The organism is Clostridium sp. JN-9 (assembly GCF_004103695.1).
GTDB lineage: Bacteria > Bacillota > Clostridia > Clostridiales > Clostridiaceae > JN-9.
In genome coordinates, this window is sequence record NZ_CP035280.1 from 2,290,619 (window position 1) to 2,306,601 (window position 15,983).

Sequence of the window (15,983 nt, forward strand, 5' to 3'; positions counted from 1 at the left end):
TCATGGAGGTTATGACAATGAATGAAATCACAATTCAAGAACTAATCAATTGTGCAATCCAGCAATTACATGGATTCTATCTATGTGGCAGCACGATTGATTCCTATCAGAATCGTGCCTTTAAGCCTATTTCTGATTTTTATCAAAGGAAAGGTGAGCATTACTATCGTTCTAATTTAACGGAAGAACTGAAAAAACTGTATCAGGAACAATATACTTCAGGAGACATTTCACGCAAAACATTAAATTGGTGTATGCGTGGAATAGAAATACTTCAGGAAATCCACAGATGTGGCTACTTTGAATGGAAAGTATTCACTAAGAAAAAAGAAAATCTGCTTTCCTCTTATTATGATTGTATACTTTCTGATTTTATTGCCAGTATAGGGGACGTTAAGCGTATCAACATATACCGGTCGATTTCCCAAAGGTATTTCCTGTACCTATTCACACATGGACATGATAAATTCATCAACGTATCATGTATGGATATAAAGAACTTCATGGTTGAGATTTCCGAGTCGCGCCCTAAGAGCATGGATGATGTAGTAGTCGTGCTAAAGAGGCTTCATTACTATCTTCGAAACAAAGGATATACCTGCATCCATTTTGAAACAGTACTTTTTGCACCAAGAGTCCGAGATAAAAAAATCTTTCCATGTATTGCGGTTGGCGAAATCCAGCATATAGCTGAGCAGGTTAATCAGGAAACACCTTCCGGTAAACGGGACAGCGCTATTTTGCAACTCGGGATCCACACAGGACTACGTGCAGGGGATATAGCCAACCTACGATTGAATGATATAGACTGGAAAAACAGTGAGATACGCATTATACAGGGTAAAACACAAGAACAGCTTACGATTCCACTTGATGAGCGTGCATGTGCTGCACTGATAGAATATATTCTGAACGGAAGACCGAAATCAAATTCACCATATTTATTTCTTAGAAGCATTGCACCATACAACAAGTTTAAAGATGGGGTATCTATTGCATGCGTTTTTAGGAAGTATCTGAAAAAGGCGGGATTACCTCATTTTAAAGGAGATGGGCGGACATTCCACGGAATACGCAGAACTTTGGGCACTGAAATGGTACTCCAAGGCGTGCCGCTAACAACTGTTTCACAGGTACTTGGGCATCGTACCAGTAATGCGGCAAGACAGTATATTTCACTAAATATGGATAGTCTACGGCAGTGTGCGCTAGGGTTCGATTCCATTGGTGGAGGTGTAAGATGAAAAAGGATTGCACGAGTCTTTTTACAACCTATATCAATGAAATGCTAAATTTCAAGGTTCATCTCGGATACGAAAGAAAAACATACGAAGGGTTCTTGAATGATTTTAGCAGGTATTGTGTACAGCACTACCCGACGCAGGATCGACTAACAAAAGAACTTGTTCTTGGGTGGTGTGTGCAGCGCCAATCTGAAAGTCCGTCAGGATTCCGCAGGAGAATAATCGCAGTCAGGGAATTCGGAAAGTATATGGAAGCCATAGGTGAAAAGAGCTATATTCTCCCTTCATGTTTTGTAGGAGGACGATCGACCTTTACACCATACATCTTTTCAGATGAAGATTTGACAGAAATTTTTTTAGAAGCAGATAACATGGAACCCAGCCTAAATTCGCCAAACAGTCATATGATTGTGCCGGTACTGCTACGCATGATTTATTTCTGTGGACTTCGCCCTAACGAAGGGCGAGAATTACTCAAGAAGGACGTTGACCTAAATAAAGGAGTCCTTTTTATCCGAAAAAATAAATCTCACAGGGAGCGATACGTTCCAATGTCCAAAGATATGCATAACCTGTGCATTTCCTATAATGAAAAACTACGATTCTTCGCACCTGAGAGTGAGTTCTTCTTTCCCAATACAGAAGGCATAGCCTATTCGGCCAAATGGTTGACAAGACAGTTCCTTGGAATATGGAAAAAAGTCAGAGGCACTAAATGTACACTGAGGGTACGTGTTTATGACCTTCGCCATCGTTTTGCCACAACAGTCATGATGCAGTGGCTTGATAGTGGTGCGGATTTATATGCTAAGCTCCCTTATCTCAGTACATATATGGGGCATGCTCAGTTTTCTGACACTGCCTACTATATACATCTACTTCCTGAAAAACTTTTACGCTCTCACACCATGGATTGGGAGTCTTTTGCAGAATTGATACCGGAGGTGGAATCGTAGTGAAAAAGGAAAGCAGACATTTCTTCCAGCTAATAAAGGATTTTCTTACGGTTTACGTTCCAAGACAGAAGGCATGTAGCTACAATACGGTATACGCATACCGTGATGTCTTAAATCTTCTACTTGGGTATCTGAAGGAGACCAAAAATCTTCGGTTATCTGAAATCAGTTTTGACACAATAACGCGTCAGACAGTAGAAGGGTACCTTGATTGGTTGGAAGCTAAAAGGAACAATAGCGTAGCAACAAGAAATCATCGTCTTTCCTGTATCCGTGCATTTTATAAATATGCTGCTGGTATGGATATGACTGTAGCAGCATGTTCATTTGAGCTTGAAAAGATTCCTATCAAGAAAATGGCAAAAGGTCAGATAGTGAAATATTTTGAGGAGGAGGCACTAAAGACTATTCTCTGTCAGCCTAATACTGCAACAAAAAAAGGAATTAGGGACTTGTTCTACATGATATTATTGTATGATACGGCGGCAAGGAACCAGGAGATACTTGACTTAAAGGTAAGCGATATACATATATCGGCAAAAGAATCGCATGTAGTGATTACCGGAAAAGGCAGCAAAACAAGGATTGTACCTCTGATGGACAAAACGGTGAAACATTTTAACAATTATCTGCGAATTTTTCATGATAGTCAAATCAGTAATGATCTCCTGTTTTATATCATACAAAAAGGAGATCGACAGACAATGTCTCCTGATGCTGTTGCAAAATTTATGAAAAAATATGGGAAAGCAGCTAGGGAGCAAAACAGCAACGTGCCTAAAGATTTGCATCCTCATATGTTTAGACATTCGCGGGCCATGCATCTTTACCGCGGCGGGATGCCATTGCCGCTTCTTTCAGAATGGCTCGGTCATGCACAACTAGAGACTACGATGATTTACGCCTATGCAGACACAAGAATGAAACGAGAAGCAATTGAAAAGGCAACCAGTGCCATCAGCCCATTAAGACAAGTCCATGACATTAGGCCATGGCAAGATGATGATGAACTAATCAAGCGCCTTTATGGATTGCAGTAAGTAAAAAGATTATCCCGACTTTTTACACATAATAATTCATTTTAATTGTAGGTTTGTAAAGAAGTCGGGATAATAGTAAAGTCGGAATAAGTGGTGTTATTTCGACTTCGTAATAACACCACCGTGCGTACCGTTCGGTACACGGTGGTTCAATAAGAATTAATGTTTTGTTGAATATATTTCAGATATAGAAACTAAGCCTATACTTTTAAGATATTTATTAGTTAAGGTTTTAGATAGGATGGGACTATTGGATATTCTCCAATAGCTTTTCCTTGTATTTGCATATTCCCATGCCTTATAACTACTCATTCCTAACCTTATAAGGTTATCATGCTTTGTTTTAATCTTCTTCCATTGTTTCCAAAAACACATTCTAACCCTTCGCCTTAACCATTCATCAATGATTTTTATTATACTTTTCATGTCCGCAATAGCAAAATAATTTACCCACCCTACTATTGCCCGTTTGAGTTTTAGAAACCTATATTCCATATTCATTGCATTACTCCTTGAAGTCAATTCTTTTAGCTTTGCTTTGAATTTCTTTATAGGCTTTTCATGAACCCTTATTCTGTACTCACATTTGGCTTTATAAAACGAAAATCCTAAAAATTTAAGTTTCCAAGGTCTATCCACTGTACTTTTGTCTCTATTCACTTTAAGCTTTAACTTTTCCTCAATAAATCTCGTAATGCTCCCCATTACTCTATTTGCAGCCTTCTTACTTTTAACATATATATTACAATCATCTACATATCTACAAAAACAAAGCTTTCGCTTTGTTAGTTCCACATCAAGTTCATGTAACATTATATTACTGAGTAAAGGTGATAAAGGACCACCTTGCGGTGCACCTTCTTCTGTGTCAATAACTACACCGTTTACCATTACCCCACTTTGCAAATACTTTCGTATTAGAGAAATTACCCTACCATCTTTAATATCGTTAGATAGTATTCTTATTAATTTATCATGATTTATTGTGTCAAAGTATTTTGCAAGGTCTATATCTACAGTCCATGTATGCCCTGCATTAATGTATCGCCTGCATTTTTCTATAGCTTGTTTTGCACTTCGCAAAGGTCTAAATCCATAACTATTATCAGAAGATTTCTTTTCATATATAGGTATTAGAACTTGAGCGATAGCTTGCTGAACAACTCTATCTACTACAGTAGGTATTCCAAGTAATCTTTTTCCACCGTCAGGTTTTGGTATTTCTACCCTTCTAACGGGTTGAGGTCTATATCTGCCTTGCAGTAATGATTGCCTCAATTCCTGTCCATGTTGTTTTAGGTGTTGTAGAAGTTCATCTACTGTCATTCCATCAACGCCATGACTTCCCTTATTGGCTTTTACTCTTTTGTAAGCATTGTTCATATTATCTTTTGATAATATTTGCTCGAGTAAATCATTACTGTATTCATTAACATCGTTTCTTTCTTCTTTGGACATGGAAGAAATACTATGCACTTCTACACTACTTTCGAGTTCTACTCTATTCTCCTGTAGATAGCCTCCTTTATGAAGTTGTCTGCTTTTACCGTATTTCTTCGTATCTTTCAAAATTCTGAAACCTCCTATTGTTCAGTCCTTCCCACGCTAACGCGTTTCGCGTGGTAATATGACTTCTGCTGACTTCTGATAGTTCAACCATGCATCACTGCATGGATTGTTATTTCTAAATTCATATCCATAACCTATCTATCAGACCTCCCCAGGTAAGAACGACTGCTTTCACTCCATATATCTGCCACATTTACTCCTTAAACCTCGGATAGCATTGGGTTTCGTTTTGTTTAGCAAACTCACCCGATTTAAGTAAGCCTTATATGTGATTTCTGTTCGTCAGACCAGAGTTTTGCCGCAGGCTTCTTTCAGATTCCATCTCACGATGGACACCCATGGTTGGTGCTATCAACCCCCATAGTGGACTTTCACCACCAGGCTATCGCCCATGCTGGGCACACTAAAAAAAGTAATCTGTATTTTACATTACAGATTACTTTTATATATCTATACATGAGAAAATTTGATATAAGAAAATAACATTGATAAAAATTGTATAACAGAAAATCCATCAATTTATCAATACTTATTTGCATTAAAGTTTTCATTATTCTTTACTAAACCTGTTTTAAAACATATTGTGGAATTTATTACTGCTGCTGTCCAAAAGGGTTACAGCGGCACTGTCACAGATATTGTTCTCTTAAGTTTTGCAAACTGCCATAGAACTACCTTTGGTAAATTCTTAAGCCAAGGTGTTTGGAATATAGAATATGCATGGAAAGCCATAAGAAGAGAAGCTATCCGTATTATGTATAGGTACTCCATGTCTTCTGATTCTCCTATATTTGTGATTTTTGATGATACTATCGCTGAAAAGACTATGCCTTCGTCACAGGCAAAGAATCCAATTCAGGGAGCAGGTTTTCATCAATCACATTTGAAAGGGAAACAGGTCTGGGGATACCAGCTCCTTACTATTATGCTTTCCTGCGAAAATAAAGTAATCCCATATTATATTGAGCGTTATGTTAAGGGAGGAAAAAGTAAAATCCAAAGAATCTGTGAAATGGTAGATACTCTCCCGGCTCCTAAAGGATCAGCATATGGACTTTGTGACTCATGGTTTACCAATGAAAAAGTAATTAACGCTCATTTTCAAAAGGGCTACCATCTTATTGGTGCACTTAAAACCAACCGTATTATCTATCCAAAAGGCATCCATATCCAGGTTAAGGACTTCGCACAGTATATCGGAAAGGATGATGTTCACCCCGCTACAGTGAATGGCTCAAAATATTTAGTATACCGTTATGAAGGAGCCTTGAATGGCGTAGATAATGCAGTAGTTTTACAGACAGACAAAGAACAATCTTGGACTTAATACATATCAGGTTCGCTCAACTAAATCAATTAATAGGGTGCTGCTTCTAATAGCTCTGACATATTTGTACTGCACTACTGGAAATCTATTTCTTCTAATTTCTTTGGAGATAGTAGTTGGATCTTTCTTAACTCTTTCAGCAAGTTCTTTCAATGTATAATTTTGATCTAACCCATATTCAATTATAAGGCGATCTTCTATTATAATGTGTTTTCCTTTGCATAACTCTTTATTTGACATAATTAATCCTGCTAATATGCTTAGGGCAAATATCAAATTAATTATATCAAACACTTTGCAATACTAACTTCTGTTTAGAAATAAAAATGGAACTTAACTTTTCAATTTACGTTTGTTATATTACCAATTTCCATTTAATATATAAATCATGTAAAAAGTACTTTGTTTTCCAATAAAATACATGATATACTATAGCCAGATGAAAACATGTTTTTATTTGTTAATTATAATTTTGAAAAAGTAGGGGGAAATATTTATGTTTAATAAAAAATTAATTGCGTGTGTTTTAGGTATTTCGATTACAGTTACGCCTATGTTATCAATGAATCAACCAGTATTTGCTGCGGATTCAAGTCAATTAAATACAAACAATAGTTATGAGCTTAAACCATCGGAGAGTATTCCAACAGAAACAAAGGAATATATAGATAGTTTATCATCTATTGATCAATTAAATAACTACATTAACAATATAGCAAAAAATTATTCACTAGATAACGTTGATCTTAAAAATAATAAGACTACTTTAAATAATGGAAAAAATATTGCAGGAGCTGGGGACATTGCGCTTAAGGCGGCATGGTATGCAGCTGCAAAGGCAGCTAGGTTAGCGGGTTATAGTTGTTCTGCAACATTAGTTGAACATTACGTTCTAGGACAAGATTATAAAGAAAATTCAGGCCAATTTTCAACAAAAATACTGCAATCGTCAGAATTTAGGGGGTGGAATGGTAGAGTTCCTAGTATCGCTTTCACTTCTGGAGACTTATTCTATTCATTGCATCTTGTAGATATTTGTTATTCTGCGATGAGTAGCCAAGGAGCAATGGTTCATATACATGATAAGTTTGATTTTAAACTTGATATGCAGTATGCAAGTCCTTTTGCATCCATTGTGAATAACTGGGCTTGGCTATGTCAACATGCGGATGTTTTAGTTCCTATTGCTGTAGACATATATTTTGTTGCTCCTTAGATACAAGCATATATATTATAATATGTAGAAAAGTAATAGCGTGAAAATATGCTATTACCTTTCTACATTAAACTTGATAGTCTATGCTAATGAATGTGCAATGTGATAAAATATATAGAAAGAGAGAACACTATGGTGAAAAGTAAAATTAAATACATTGTCATTGGTTTGGTAATTGTTATTATTATTATTATAGCTACACAAACTAGGTCCATACTTCAAAAATATCAGGATGTGGCTAATGGCAACGAGTGTGGTATTTCTTTAACGAATAAAAATAGAATTTTTGAAGCTGAAACATCTAATAGATTTCATGGTGACGGAGTTAGATATAAAGTTTACCGCTTTGAAAAAGTAGATATAGAACTAATTATAAGTAAAATTAAAAAGAATAATAAATGGAAATCTTGTCCGTTTGATAATGCTTTTGCTGATATCGTTGAAAGATATATAAATAACAACCCAGAGTACACTAATTTACTGAAAAATTCTAAATATAAAGTTCCAATTCCAAATATACAAAATGGTTATTATTTATTTGTCAATGAGAATACTTCTAATGATGGTTATTATTCTAATTTTAGTTTATATATTTTAGACTTAGATACTGGTTTACTGTATTTTATAACTTACGATTCGTGATAGAGGTATGGCTCGCAATTTGTACAAAATTATCATTAAGAAAAATTGCCTAACATTTAAGTAAATATACTATACATGAGAAAATTTGATGTAAGAAAATAACATTGATAAAAATTATATAAAAATAGAGACAAACTTCACTTTCTGTGGTATGAATTAAGTTACCGCACAAAATCCAAAAACAGGAGTGAAGTAAATGTCTCATAAAAATAGCATAACAGAAAATCCATTAATTTATCAATACTTATTTGCATTAAAGTTTTCATTATTCTTTACTAAACCTGTTTTAAAACATATTGTGGAATTTATTACTGCTGCTGTCCAAAAGGGTTACAGCGGCACTGTCACAGATATTATTCTCTTAAGTTTTGCAAACTGCCATAGAACTACCTTTGGTAAATTCTTAAGCCAAGGTGTTTGGAATATAGAATATGCATGGAAAACCATAAAAAGAGAAGCTATCCGTATTATGTATAGGTACTCTATGACTTCTGATTCTCCTATATTTGTGATTTTTGATGATACTATCGCTGAAAAGACTATGCCTTCGTCACAGGCAAAGTAGTGCTAGACTAAAAATAGTACAAGAGAAATTGAGAAAGTTCCCAACAATGACTAAAATAAATATAAGAGTGGGGAAACTCAATCATGATGAAACAACATAACAAACAGTTTAAAGAAGATGCTGTAAAATATTATATAGATCATAAGGAGCTTTGGATAAGAGGTTGTGCCCAAAACCTTGATATAGGTACTAGCACCTTATCAAAGTGGATCAGGGAATCAAAAAGCGAAAATGGTCTTCAGGTTCGTGGTTCTGGGAATTATTCCAGTGATGAACAAAAGGAGATCTCGCGATTAAAGCGCGAGCTTCGTGATACAAAGGATCCTGACTTCAGCAGTAAACTCGAAAACATCTTGGATGAGCAATTTAATCCTGATACACCAAATGCAGTATGGTGTACAGATATTACGTATATATGGACTAATGCAGGTTTTGTATACCTTACAAGTGTTATGGATTTATTCTCTAGAAAAGTCATAGCCTGGACACTTTCAGAAACTTTGGAGGTTTCTTGTGTTATTAATACAATTAATAAAGCTAAAAGGAATAGAAAGCTTGTTAATCCAGTTATCATACATAGCGACAGAGGCAGCCAGTATGTATCAAAAGAATATAAGAAGGCTACTTCAAAGATGATACTTAGTTATTCAAAAAAAGCCTATCCATGGGATAATGCCTGCATTGAATCATTCCATGCAATTATTAAACGTGAATGGATAAATCGCTTTAGAATTAAGAATTATCGCCATGCGTATATTCTTGTGTTTGAATACATTGAAACATTTTATAATACCACAAGGATCCATAGCCATTGCAACTATATGTCACCAAATGAGTTTGAGAAAGCGTATGAAGAAGTCAAAAAATCAAATGTGACAATGGCAAGTTAAGATATGGAAGTTGCTTAGAATTTTCTCATTTTAATTTGTACTTTTTATTGACATAGTACCAGACAAAGAACAATCTTGGACTTAATACATATCAGGTTCGCTCAACTAAATCAATTAATAGGGTGCTGCTTCTAGTAACTCTGACATATTTGTACTGCACTACTGGAACAGGTTCATATTATCAATTTGGTAATGGATTAAAGTCTGCCCGTAAGGGAACTCAAAGAGAACACGTTCTATGGATTTATCAAAGTGCTCAGGATAATATGCCTATAGATATGATTTTTCAGCAAATGAATATCTCATAGGCAAAGTGTAACTTATCAAGTTGTTAATTTATGTTATCAAGTTTTCTCATTCATAGTTATATATAATATTTATATAACCTTTTATCATTTTTAAGGCTTATATGTAAACCATATTCTTTGGTCCATTGTGCAAGAAAAACATTTTTAATTTCATCTATTCCCCTTATTTTCAATTCATTATTAATCCATGACATGTCATAACCAATAATATTTAAATTCTCAAAGATAACCTCACCATCCATAATTAAGTTAACTGGTAAAGTGATTTTAATATTATGGCTGTCCTCTGTTTTCAGTATGCTTAAGGATCCATTAGTTTCAAGAATGGCAAACTTAACCTGATTAATTAAAAAAACATCCTTTTGTCTAAGCAATCCTTGCAATTCATCTAAATCCAGCTTACTTTTTTTCAGTTCTATAAAATCAATTTGCCCATTTACAATTATAACAGATGGCTTATCTTCAAAAAAAGCTCTAAGTTTTCTTTTTTTCTGAGTGGCTATTTCAATGAAATATACTAGAAATGTCCATAATCCCAGAGAGTATAGTATATAGAGCAGATTTACATCTAAAGAGTAAATAGCATTCCCAACTAGTTCTCCAAGTACTAATGCTGATATGAAATTAAAAGGGGTTATCTGACTTATTTGAGTTTTTCCCATGAATTTTGTCAATATCAACAGGGCAAAAAAACCTAGCAGAAGTTCAATAGTTAAACTGGCCATTAGTTTGTATTCCATATACTATCATTCCTTATGTTGTAAAATAATCTGATATATTATATTTTGCCCTAAGTTAATACTTTTATTTATTTTTACGCAGGTTATTTAATATTTATAAATTTACCCATTATGGAACTATTATTCTCTTTATCTCATCTAAGGTCATAATACATTTTCCATTAATTATTCCGCCATCCTCAACTATTAAATTTATTGTCTCTATATCTCCCATTACCTTACCAGCTGCTGTAATGTGCAGCAGTCCATTGCTTTTCACATTGCCCCTTTGCATTCCACCTACAGTAATGTTATCACAGATGATATTGCCTTTGATACTTCCTGTTTGAGAAATAATTATATCTCCTTTTGTTTCTATATCACCAGTAAATTCTCCTGCGATTTTTATTGAACCTGAAGATATAATATTGCCAGTTACATGTGTTGATTCACCAATTAAAGTTTCTATGTTTGAATTTTGATCTGAATTCTTTTTAAAATTTGAAAACATTATTTTTTCTCCTTCACTTAAATATTAACATTTTGCATTTGAGTTAAATCAATTTGTATATTTGAATTTATCCTAAGCCTTAACAATTTCATATCACTGGCTTTTTTATTTTTATATTCATTATTATTTAAAGAAACACTGCTGTAAAAATCAGCTTTTTCCAAATTACACTTTATTTCTGGATTATATTCACATACATGAGAACTTCTCTTTGAAGTTTCCGGTAATTTAAAATAATCTATATCAATAACTTTATTAAATGGAATATTTAAAGTTAAATATTTGCCGCTGCATAAATGTCCATTTTCATTTGAGCTGTTAACCATAACATATTCTATTTTTGTTTTAATTTCACCGCTTATAAATAAGGTCCCATGGTTTCCCATATTAATAAGTTTTTTATCAGTTAATAAAATATCATTTTTGACTTCTTTAACTTCAAGTTTCCCATGGCTGAAACCAATACATCTTTCAGCAGAAACATCAAACTGTTTTTTAGCAATTATAATAGGCATTAAAAAATTATTTTTTTTATGCTCATTAAGTATTATATTACTTTTATTATGGTGACTGTGTTTTTTATTGTTATTATTAATATTATCTTTACAATTTGCTTTAACTCTATTTAAATTTATATCCCTTTTCAGTAACAAAATCAAGAGTACGGCCATTAATAAAAATTGTAACTTTTTAATAGAGCTTAATTTACAATTTTCTTTTCTCATTTTTCCTCCATTTTAAGTCAAATATATATTATTAATATTCACCTGCTGCACCTGCAGAACTTTTATTCTTAGAAATAAAACTAATTTCTCAGCTATTCTTTTAAAAGTTATTACTCCATCAGATTTAATAGGTTTCTTGTTAAGATCAGACTCAAAAATTCTTGCCTGCTCAAGTTCACAGTAAGGCTTTTCTGTATAATAAACAAGTTCTTCAAAAGCTTGTTCGCAATCTGATTTACCCATTAAGTGCTCTTGGCATTTATTATTATTAATAGATGTATCATCAAAATACTCTATTTTTTTAACTCCACTTCTATATTTAATAATGGGCGGTGTTTGGTAAAACACCTCTGTTACACATTGAAATGGAATTTTCACAGTGGTATGCTTTATCCTGCCGCTGACAACATCCTTTTCAGTACATTTAGCCGCTGCATATTCAATATTTTCATGTATATATCCTTCTAGAAATAACTTGCCGGATACCATATTTCCGCACTTATCTCTTCTTCCTACAGTTGGCATTAATCTGCAGCTGGTTAAAAATACATCCTTTTTTACCCTTTTCATTTCATAAAAATCTGCTTTTAGCTTAATATCTGCTTCTAAATCTATTTGAATATGGGTTTCTGCAAGGACTACCGGTATCCTGGAAATAATTTGTGCCAATTTGTATCCCCCTCTTTCATATAGGGTACAAAGCAGATAATCTGCTCTATACCCATAAAAATACTACTGTGGTATAGAAATTTGCTTTCTATCTAATATTAACCTGCTGCAGCTGTAAAATCTTTATTCTTAAGAGAATAACCATCTTTTCCTCAATTTTTTCAAATTCCTGTGTTTCCTCATAGCATGAATGCTCTTTGTTAATATCAGCTTCAAATATTCTTGCACTTACCAGTTCACAGAATGGTTTTTCTGTATAGTTTATTTCATCTTCAAAATCCCTCTGACAAGGTGTTACTCCCATTATATCTTCTTCACATTTTCCCTTTTTTTCATAATTACCTAAAAACTCTATTTCTTTCTGTGTTGTTCTAAATCTTATTACTGGCTGTCTTTCAAATTCTACTTCTGTAACACAGTGGAATGGGACTTTAACTGTAGTGTGTTGTATATTTCCGCTTACAGCTTCATCTGAAACACATTTTGCTGTAGCATATTCAATATTCTTCTGTACATATCCGCTTATAAATAATTTTCCGGAAATTAATTCTCCAGTTGTTGGATTTCTTCTGCCTGCTGTAGGAATTAATTCACATTGAGTTAAAAAAACATCCTTTTTTATTCTCTTAACTTCAAAAAAGTCTTCCTTTAATTCAATTTTAGCATCTATATCTATTTGTATATCTCTTTCAGCTAATACTACTGGGATTTTAGCAACTAATGGTCCACATACACCATTTGGTGTTACTCTTGAGCTGTCACACATTGATAAAGTCTGTGATTTTACTTTTCCGCAATATACTTCTGGTTTTGAGCAGTTACTATCAGGTCTTCTCTCCAATTTTTATTCCCCCTTTTTATATAAGGTATAATTTAACTATTACACCTAATACATTGTATGATAGGCTTGTACAATTGACACAAAATTAAAAAAAAAAGAAGCATTATGCTCCTTCTTATTATTTACTTACAGCAGCTAGATTTTTATAACAGTAATTAATAATGTCACTTCTTTTTATTATGCCAATAAACACATTATTGTCATCTACAACTGGAACAAAGTTCTGGTTAATTGAAAGTGATATTAAGTCTTCTATATCAGCATTTATAAAAACCGCCTTATTATGCATCCGTCTTGGGATGTCATTTATAATAATTTTATTTGTGTTATTAAAGTTTAAATTTGGTGTATTTTTCAGTTTTCTTAATAAATCTCCTTCGGTTAAAGTGCCAACATATTTACCTTCATCATCGATTATTGGAATAGCCGTATATTTGTGAAAATCCATTTTCTCAAGAGCCTGCCGCATTGTTGAATTTACATTTTCAAAAGCAACGTCATTCTTTGGTGTAAGGAAAAATGCTATATTCATATTGTATCCCCTTAATAATGTTTTTTATTTTATTTCTCTAATTCAATTATAAATCCACCATATTTTATAGTCAAAGTTATAATAATTTATTTTCACAATGTTAATATTTTTATTTTAACTTTTCCCATTCCTCCCTTAAGATTCCATACAAATACATATCATATCTTCTGCCATCCCTATGAATAAATTCACGATATATTCCTTCCCTTTTATATCCAAGGCTTTCATATAAATTAACAGCACTTTCATTGTACTGAATTACAGTAAGCTGTATCCTGTGAAAGTTAAGTTCCTGAAAGCCAAATTCCATTGCTAAATTCAGTGCTTCTTTTCCATAACCTTTCCCTCTGGACTCACTGCTGCCTATTCCCACAAATATAGTGGCAGCACCATTATTCCATAGTATTTCCTCAAAGCCTGTTACACCAATTAATGTATTGTCCTCCAAAGTTCTTACAGCAAAAATATAACTATTACTTGAACTTCTTTTATTATTCAGCATTTGAAGTAACTGCATTTCTGATTTAGGAAATGCACTTATCACATCATATAATCTTAAAAAATTAACATCATTATACCAGTTTTCTAAAATTGCTAAGTCCTCCTCATTAAGAGAGGTTAGCTTTACTCTTTCGCCAACTAACAAATTATTTATAAACATTTTTTCTCCTAGGTTAAAAATTATTTTTTTAAATATAAATCTTATTAAATATAAACAAAGATGCATTTAAGCTGTTTATTAAACATTCCTCCTCATTGTTATAATCGCAGCCAAGCTCTTCAAAATAACTTTCTGAATTATGCTTTTCATATACAGCACCTAAATCAATTAAAGAATTGTTTCTTATTTCGTAAGCCATAGAATTATCAGGCTGGATTTTTATTGCTTTTTCACTAAATAAAACAGCATTTTCATAATCTTCTTTATCATACATTATCTTTGCCATAAGTATATATGCTCTGTAGTAATTGCTATTTATCTTCACACATTTTTTCAGCATATTTACAGCATATTCATTTTTGTTTGTTTTATATAATAAAAATGCAATATTATAATATGATCTATAATCATTGCTGTTAATCAATATTATTTTAACATAACAATTTAATGCATCATTGTATCTGTTAAGTTTAATAAGCTGTTCTCCTTTTAGTTTCAACAGCCTTATAGTATGAAAGTCGAACTGCATGGCTTTATCATAACAGTTTAATGCCTTTTCCCTATTTGCAAATAAATCTAATATTCTGCCTCCTGCCATATAAGCATAGGTATTAATTGCATTGTTTAAGCAGCCTAATCTTAGCACTTTCATACTTTCACCGCACTTTCCATAATATTATATTATATTTATTAAGTATTCTACAAATTTATTCTATAACCTTTTAATTATAAAATAAATTTGCCAATAAAAAAAACTGCCTTATATAAAAGCAGTTTTTTAAAATAATTATAAAATACTTCCATCAGTTCCTATAGTAACTTCCCTATATGGGACAATTGTTTTAGCCTCTAGCATGGCAGTTTTAACTGCATTCACAATGCCTCCGCAGCATGGTACTTCCATTCTCACTACTGTAATGCTCTTTAAATCATTATTCTCAATAATTTCCTTCAATTTTTCTTTATAATATTCAATATCATCCAGCTTAGGGCATCCAATAACAGTTATATGGTTCTTAATAAATTCATTGTGGAAATCTCCATAGGCATATGCAGTGCAGTCAGCAGCTACAAGCAGATCAGCATTTTTTAAATAAGAAGCCTTTGGATTTACCAGTGCCAATTGAACAGGCCACTGCTTAAGTTCAGATAGATTTTCACCTTCTGATTCACTTTTCTTTTCCATATTAATGTTTTTAACAGATTCAGCTTTTTTTAACGATGTCCTTACAATAGATCTTGCAGCAGTACCTGGACATCCACACGGCATTGCATGTTCAGTTTTAGCTTTTGATTCCTTTCTTTCCTTTACTGCCTTTTCATCATAATCCGTGGCATCCCTTTCTATGATTTCTATTGCTCCTTGAGGGCACCCTGGAAGACAATCCCCCAGTCCATCACAATATTCATCGCTGATAAGCTTTGCCTTACCATTAATGATTTCTATAGCACCTTCATGACAAGCTGTAGCACAAATACCGCAGCCATTGCATTTTTTTTCATCTATTGAAACTATTTTTCTATTCATAATGTACTCCTCCAAATCACTTATATTGACTTTATGTTTA

19 protein-coding genes are annotated in these 15,983 nt (G+C 33.2%); 8 read left to right on the forward strand and 11 right to left on the reverse strand.

The window, feature by feature from the left end; genetic code table 11:
• Positions 1-17: 17 nt before the first annotated feature.
• From EQM05_RS10915 to EQM05_RS10925, 3 genes are read left to right on the forward strand one after another with little or no spacing between them, the layout of a single operon-like run.
• Complete coding sequence (locus EQM05_RS10915) at positions 18-1,244, forward strand: site-specific integrase (protein ID WP_164917258.1); 1,227 nt, start codon at positions 18-20, stop codon at positions 1,242-1,244.
• On the forward strand, positions 1,241-2,200 hold the full coding sequence (locus tag EQM05_RS10920) for a tyrosine-type recombinase/integrase (protein WP_128750065.1): 960 nt from the start codon (positions 1,241-1,243) through the stop codon (positions 2,198-2,200). Before EQM05_RS10915 ends, EQM05_RS10920 begins: the two co-directional genes overlap by 4 nt.
• Positions 2,200-3,240, forward strand: a complete 1,041-nt coding sequence (locus EQM05_RS10925; protein WP_164917257.1) for a site-specific integrase — start codon at positions 2,200-2,202, stop codon at positions 3,238-3,240. Before EQM05_RS10920 ends, EQM05_RS10925 begins: the two co-directional genes overlap by 1 nt.
• 159 nt (positions 3,241-3,399) lie before the next feature.
• Here the strand turns inward: EQM05_RS10925 and ltrA are convergent, their stop codons facing one another.
• Positions 3,400-4,809, reverse strand: coding sequence for a group II intron reverse transcriptase/maturase (ltrA, locus tag EQM05_RS10930; protein ID WP_128750066.1), 1,410 nt, complete (start codon positions 4,807-4,809; stop codon positions 3,400-3,402).
• A gap of 583 nt (positions 4,810-5,392) precedes the next feature.
• On the opposite strand from ltrA, the gene EQM05_RS10935 reads away from it, so the two are divergent.
• Positions 5,393-6,136: a hypothetical protein gene (locus tag EQM05_RS10935; protein WP_205694133.1), complete on the forward strand. Its 744-nt coding sequence runs from the start codon at positions 5,393-5,395 to the stop codon at positions 6,134-6,136.
• A 6-nt stretch (positions 6,137-6,142) separates the two neighbouring features.
• Here EQM05_RS10935 and EQM05_RS10940 read toward each other — a convergent pair whose 3' ends face one another.
• Positions 6,143-6,376, reverse strand: a complete 234-nt coding sequence (locus EQM05_RS10940) for a helix-turn-helix domain-containing protein (RefSeq protein WP_128750067.1) — start codon at positions 6,374-6,376, stop codon at positions 6,143-6,145.
• Positions 6,377-6,632: 256 nt separating this feature from the next.
• Between EQM05_RS10940 and EQM05_RS10945 the strand changes: the two genes are divergently transcribed.
• The 4 genes from EQM05_RS10945 (at position 6,633) to EQM05_RS10960 (ending at position 9,449) form a co-directional block, all read left to right on the forward strand.
• Complete coding sequence (locus tag EQM05_RS10945; RefSeq protein WP_128750068.1) at positions 6,633-7,352, forward strand: hypothetical protein; 720 nt, start codon at positions 6,633-6,635, stop codon at positions 7,350-7,352.
• 132 nt (positions 7,353-7,484) lie between these two features.
• Positions 7,485-7,994: a hypothetical protein gene (locus tag EQM05_RS10950; protein WP_128750069.1), complete on the forward strand. Its 510-nt coding sequence runs from the start codon at positions 7,485-7,487 to the stop codon at positions 7,992-7,994.
• A 196-nt stretch (positions 7,995-8,190) separates the two neighbouring features.
• On the forward strand, positions 8,191-8,559 hold the full coding sequence (locus EQM05_RS10955) for a hypothetical protein (RefSeq protein WP_205694134.1): 369 nt from the start codon (positions 8,191-8,193) through the stop codon (positions 8,557-8,559).
• 83 nt (positions 8,560-8,642) lie between these two features.
• Positions 8,643-9,449, forward strand: a complete 807-nt coding sequence (locus tag EQM05_RS10960) for an IS3 family transposase (protein WP_243108052.1) — start codon at positions 8,643-8,645, stop codon at positions 9,447-9,449.
• Between the two features lie 364 nt (positions 9,450-9,813).
• Here the strand turns inward: EQM05_RS10960 and EQM05_RS10970 are convergent, their stop codons facing one another.
• From EQM05_RS10970 to EQM05_RS11010, 9 genes are all read right to left on the reverse strand, one after another.
• Positions 9,814-10,497: a DUF421 domain-containing protein gene (locus tag EQM05_RS10970; RefSeq protein ID WP_205694135.1), complete on the reverse strand. Its 684-nt coding sequence runs from the start codon at positions 10,495-10,497 to the stop codon at positions 9,814-9,816.
• Positions 10,498-10,606: 109 nt separating this feature from the next.
• Positions 10,607-10,987 (reverse strand): polymer-forming cytoskeletal protein, encoded by a 381-nt coding sequence (locus EQM05_RS10975; protein ID WP_128750071.1) that lies wholly within the window; start codon positions 10,985-10,987, stop codon positions 10,607-10,609.
• Between the two features lie 17 nt (positions 10,988-11,004).
• Positions 11,005-11,712 carry a hypothetical protein gene (locus EQM05_RS10980; protein WP_128750072.1) on the reverse strand — a complete coding sequence of 236 codons (708 nt, stop codon included), beginning with the start codon at positions 11,710-11,712 and terminating at the stop codon, positions 11,005-11,007.
• A gap of 12 nt (positions 11,713-11,724) precedes the next feature.
• A complete protein-coding gene (locus EQM05_RS10985) occupies positions 11,725-12,381 on the reverse strand; it encodes a CsxC family protein (protein WP_128750073.1) in 657 nt (218 codons plus the stop codon).
• Positions 12,382-12,469: 88 nt separating this feature from the next.
• Complete coding sequence (locus tag EQM05_RS10990) at positions 12,470-13,222, reverse strand: CsxC family protein (protein ID WP_128750074.1); 753 nt, start codon at positions 13,220-13,222, stop codon at positions 12,470-12,472.
• 118 nt (positions 13,223-13,340) lie between these two features.
• On the reverse strand, positions 13,341-13,754 hold the full coding sequence (locus EQM05_RS10995) for a CBS domain-containing protein (RefSeq protein WP_128750075.1): 414 nt from the start codon (positions 13,752-13,754) through the stop codon (positions 13,341-13,343).
• A gap of 109 nt (positions 13,755-13,863) precedes the next feature.
• Positions 13,864-14,415, reverse strand: a complete 552-nt coding sequence (locus EQM05_RS11000) for a GNAT family protein (protein WP_128750076.1) — start codon at positions 14,413-14,415, stop codon at positions 13,864-13,866.
• A gap of 28 nt (positions 14,416-14,443) precedes the next feature.
• Positions 14,444-15,067, reverse strand: a complete 624-nt coding sequence (locus EQM05_RS11005; protein ID WP_128750077.1) for a hypothetical protein — start codon at positions 15,065-15,067, stop codon at positions 14,444-14,446.
• Between the two features lie 135 nt (positions 15,068-15,202).
• Complete coding sequence (locus EQM05_RS11010; protein WP_128750078.1) at positions 15,203-15,943, reverse strand: 4Fe-4S binding protein; 741 nt, start codon at positions 15,941-15,943, stop codon at positions 15,203-15,205.
• Positions 15,944-15,983 lie beyond the last annotated feature (40 nt).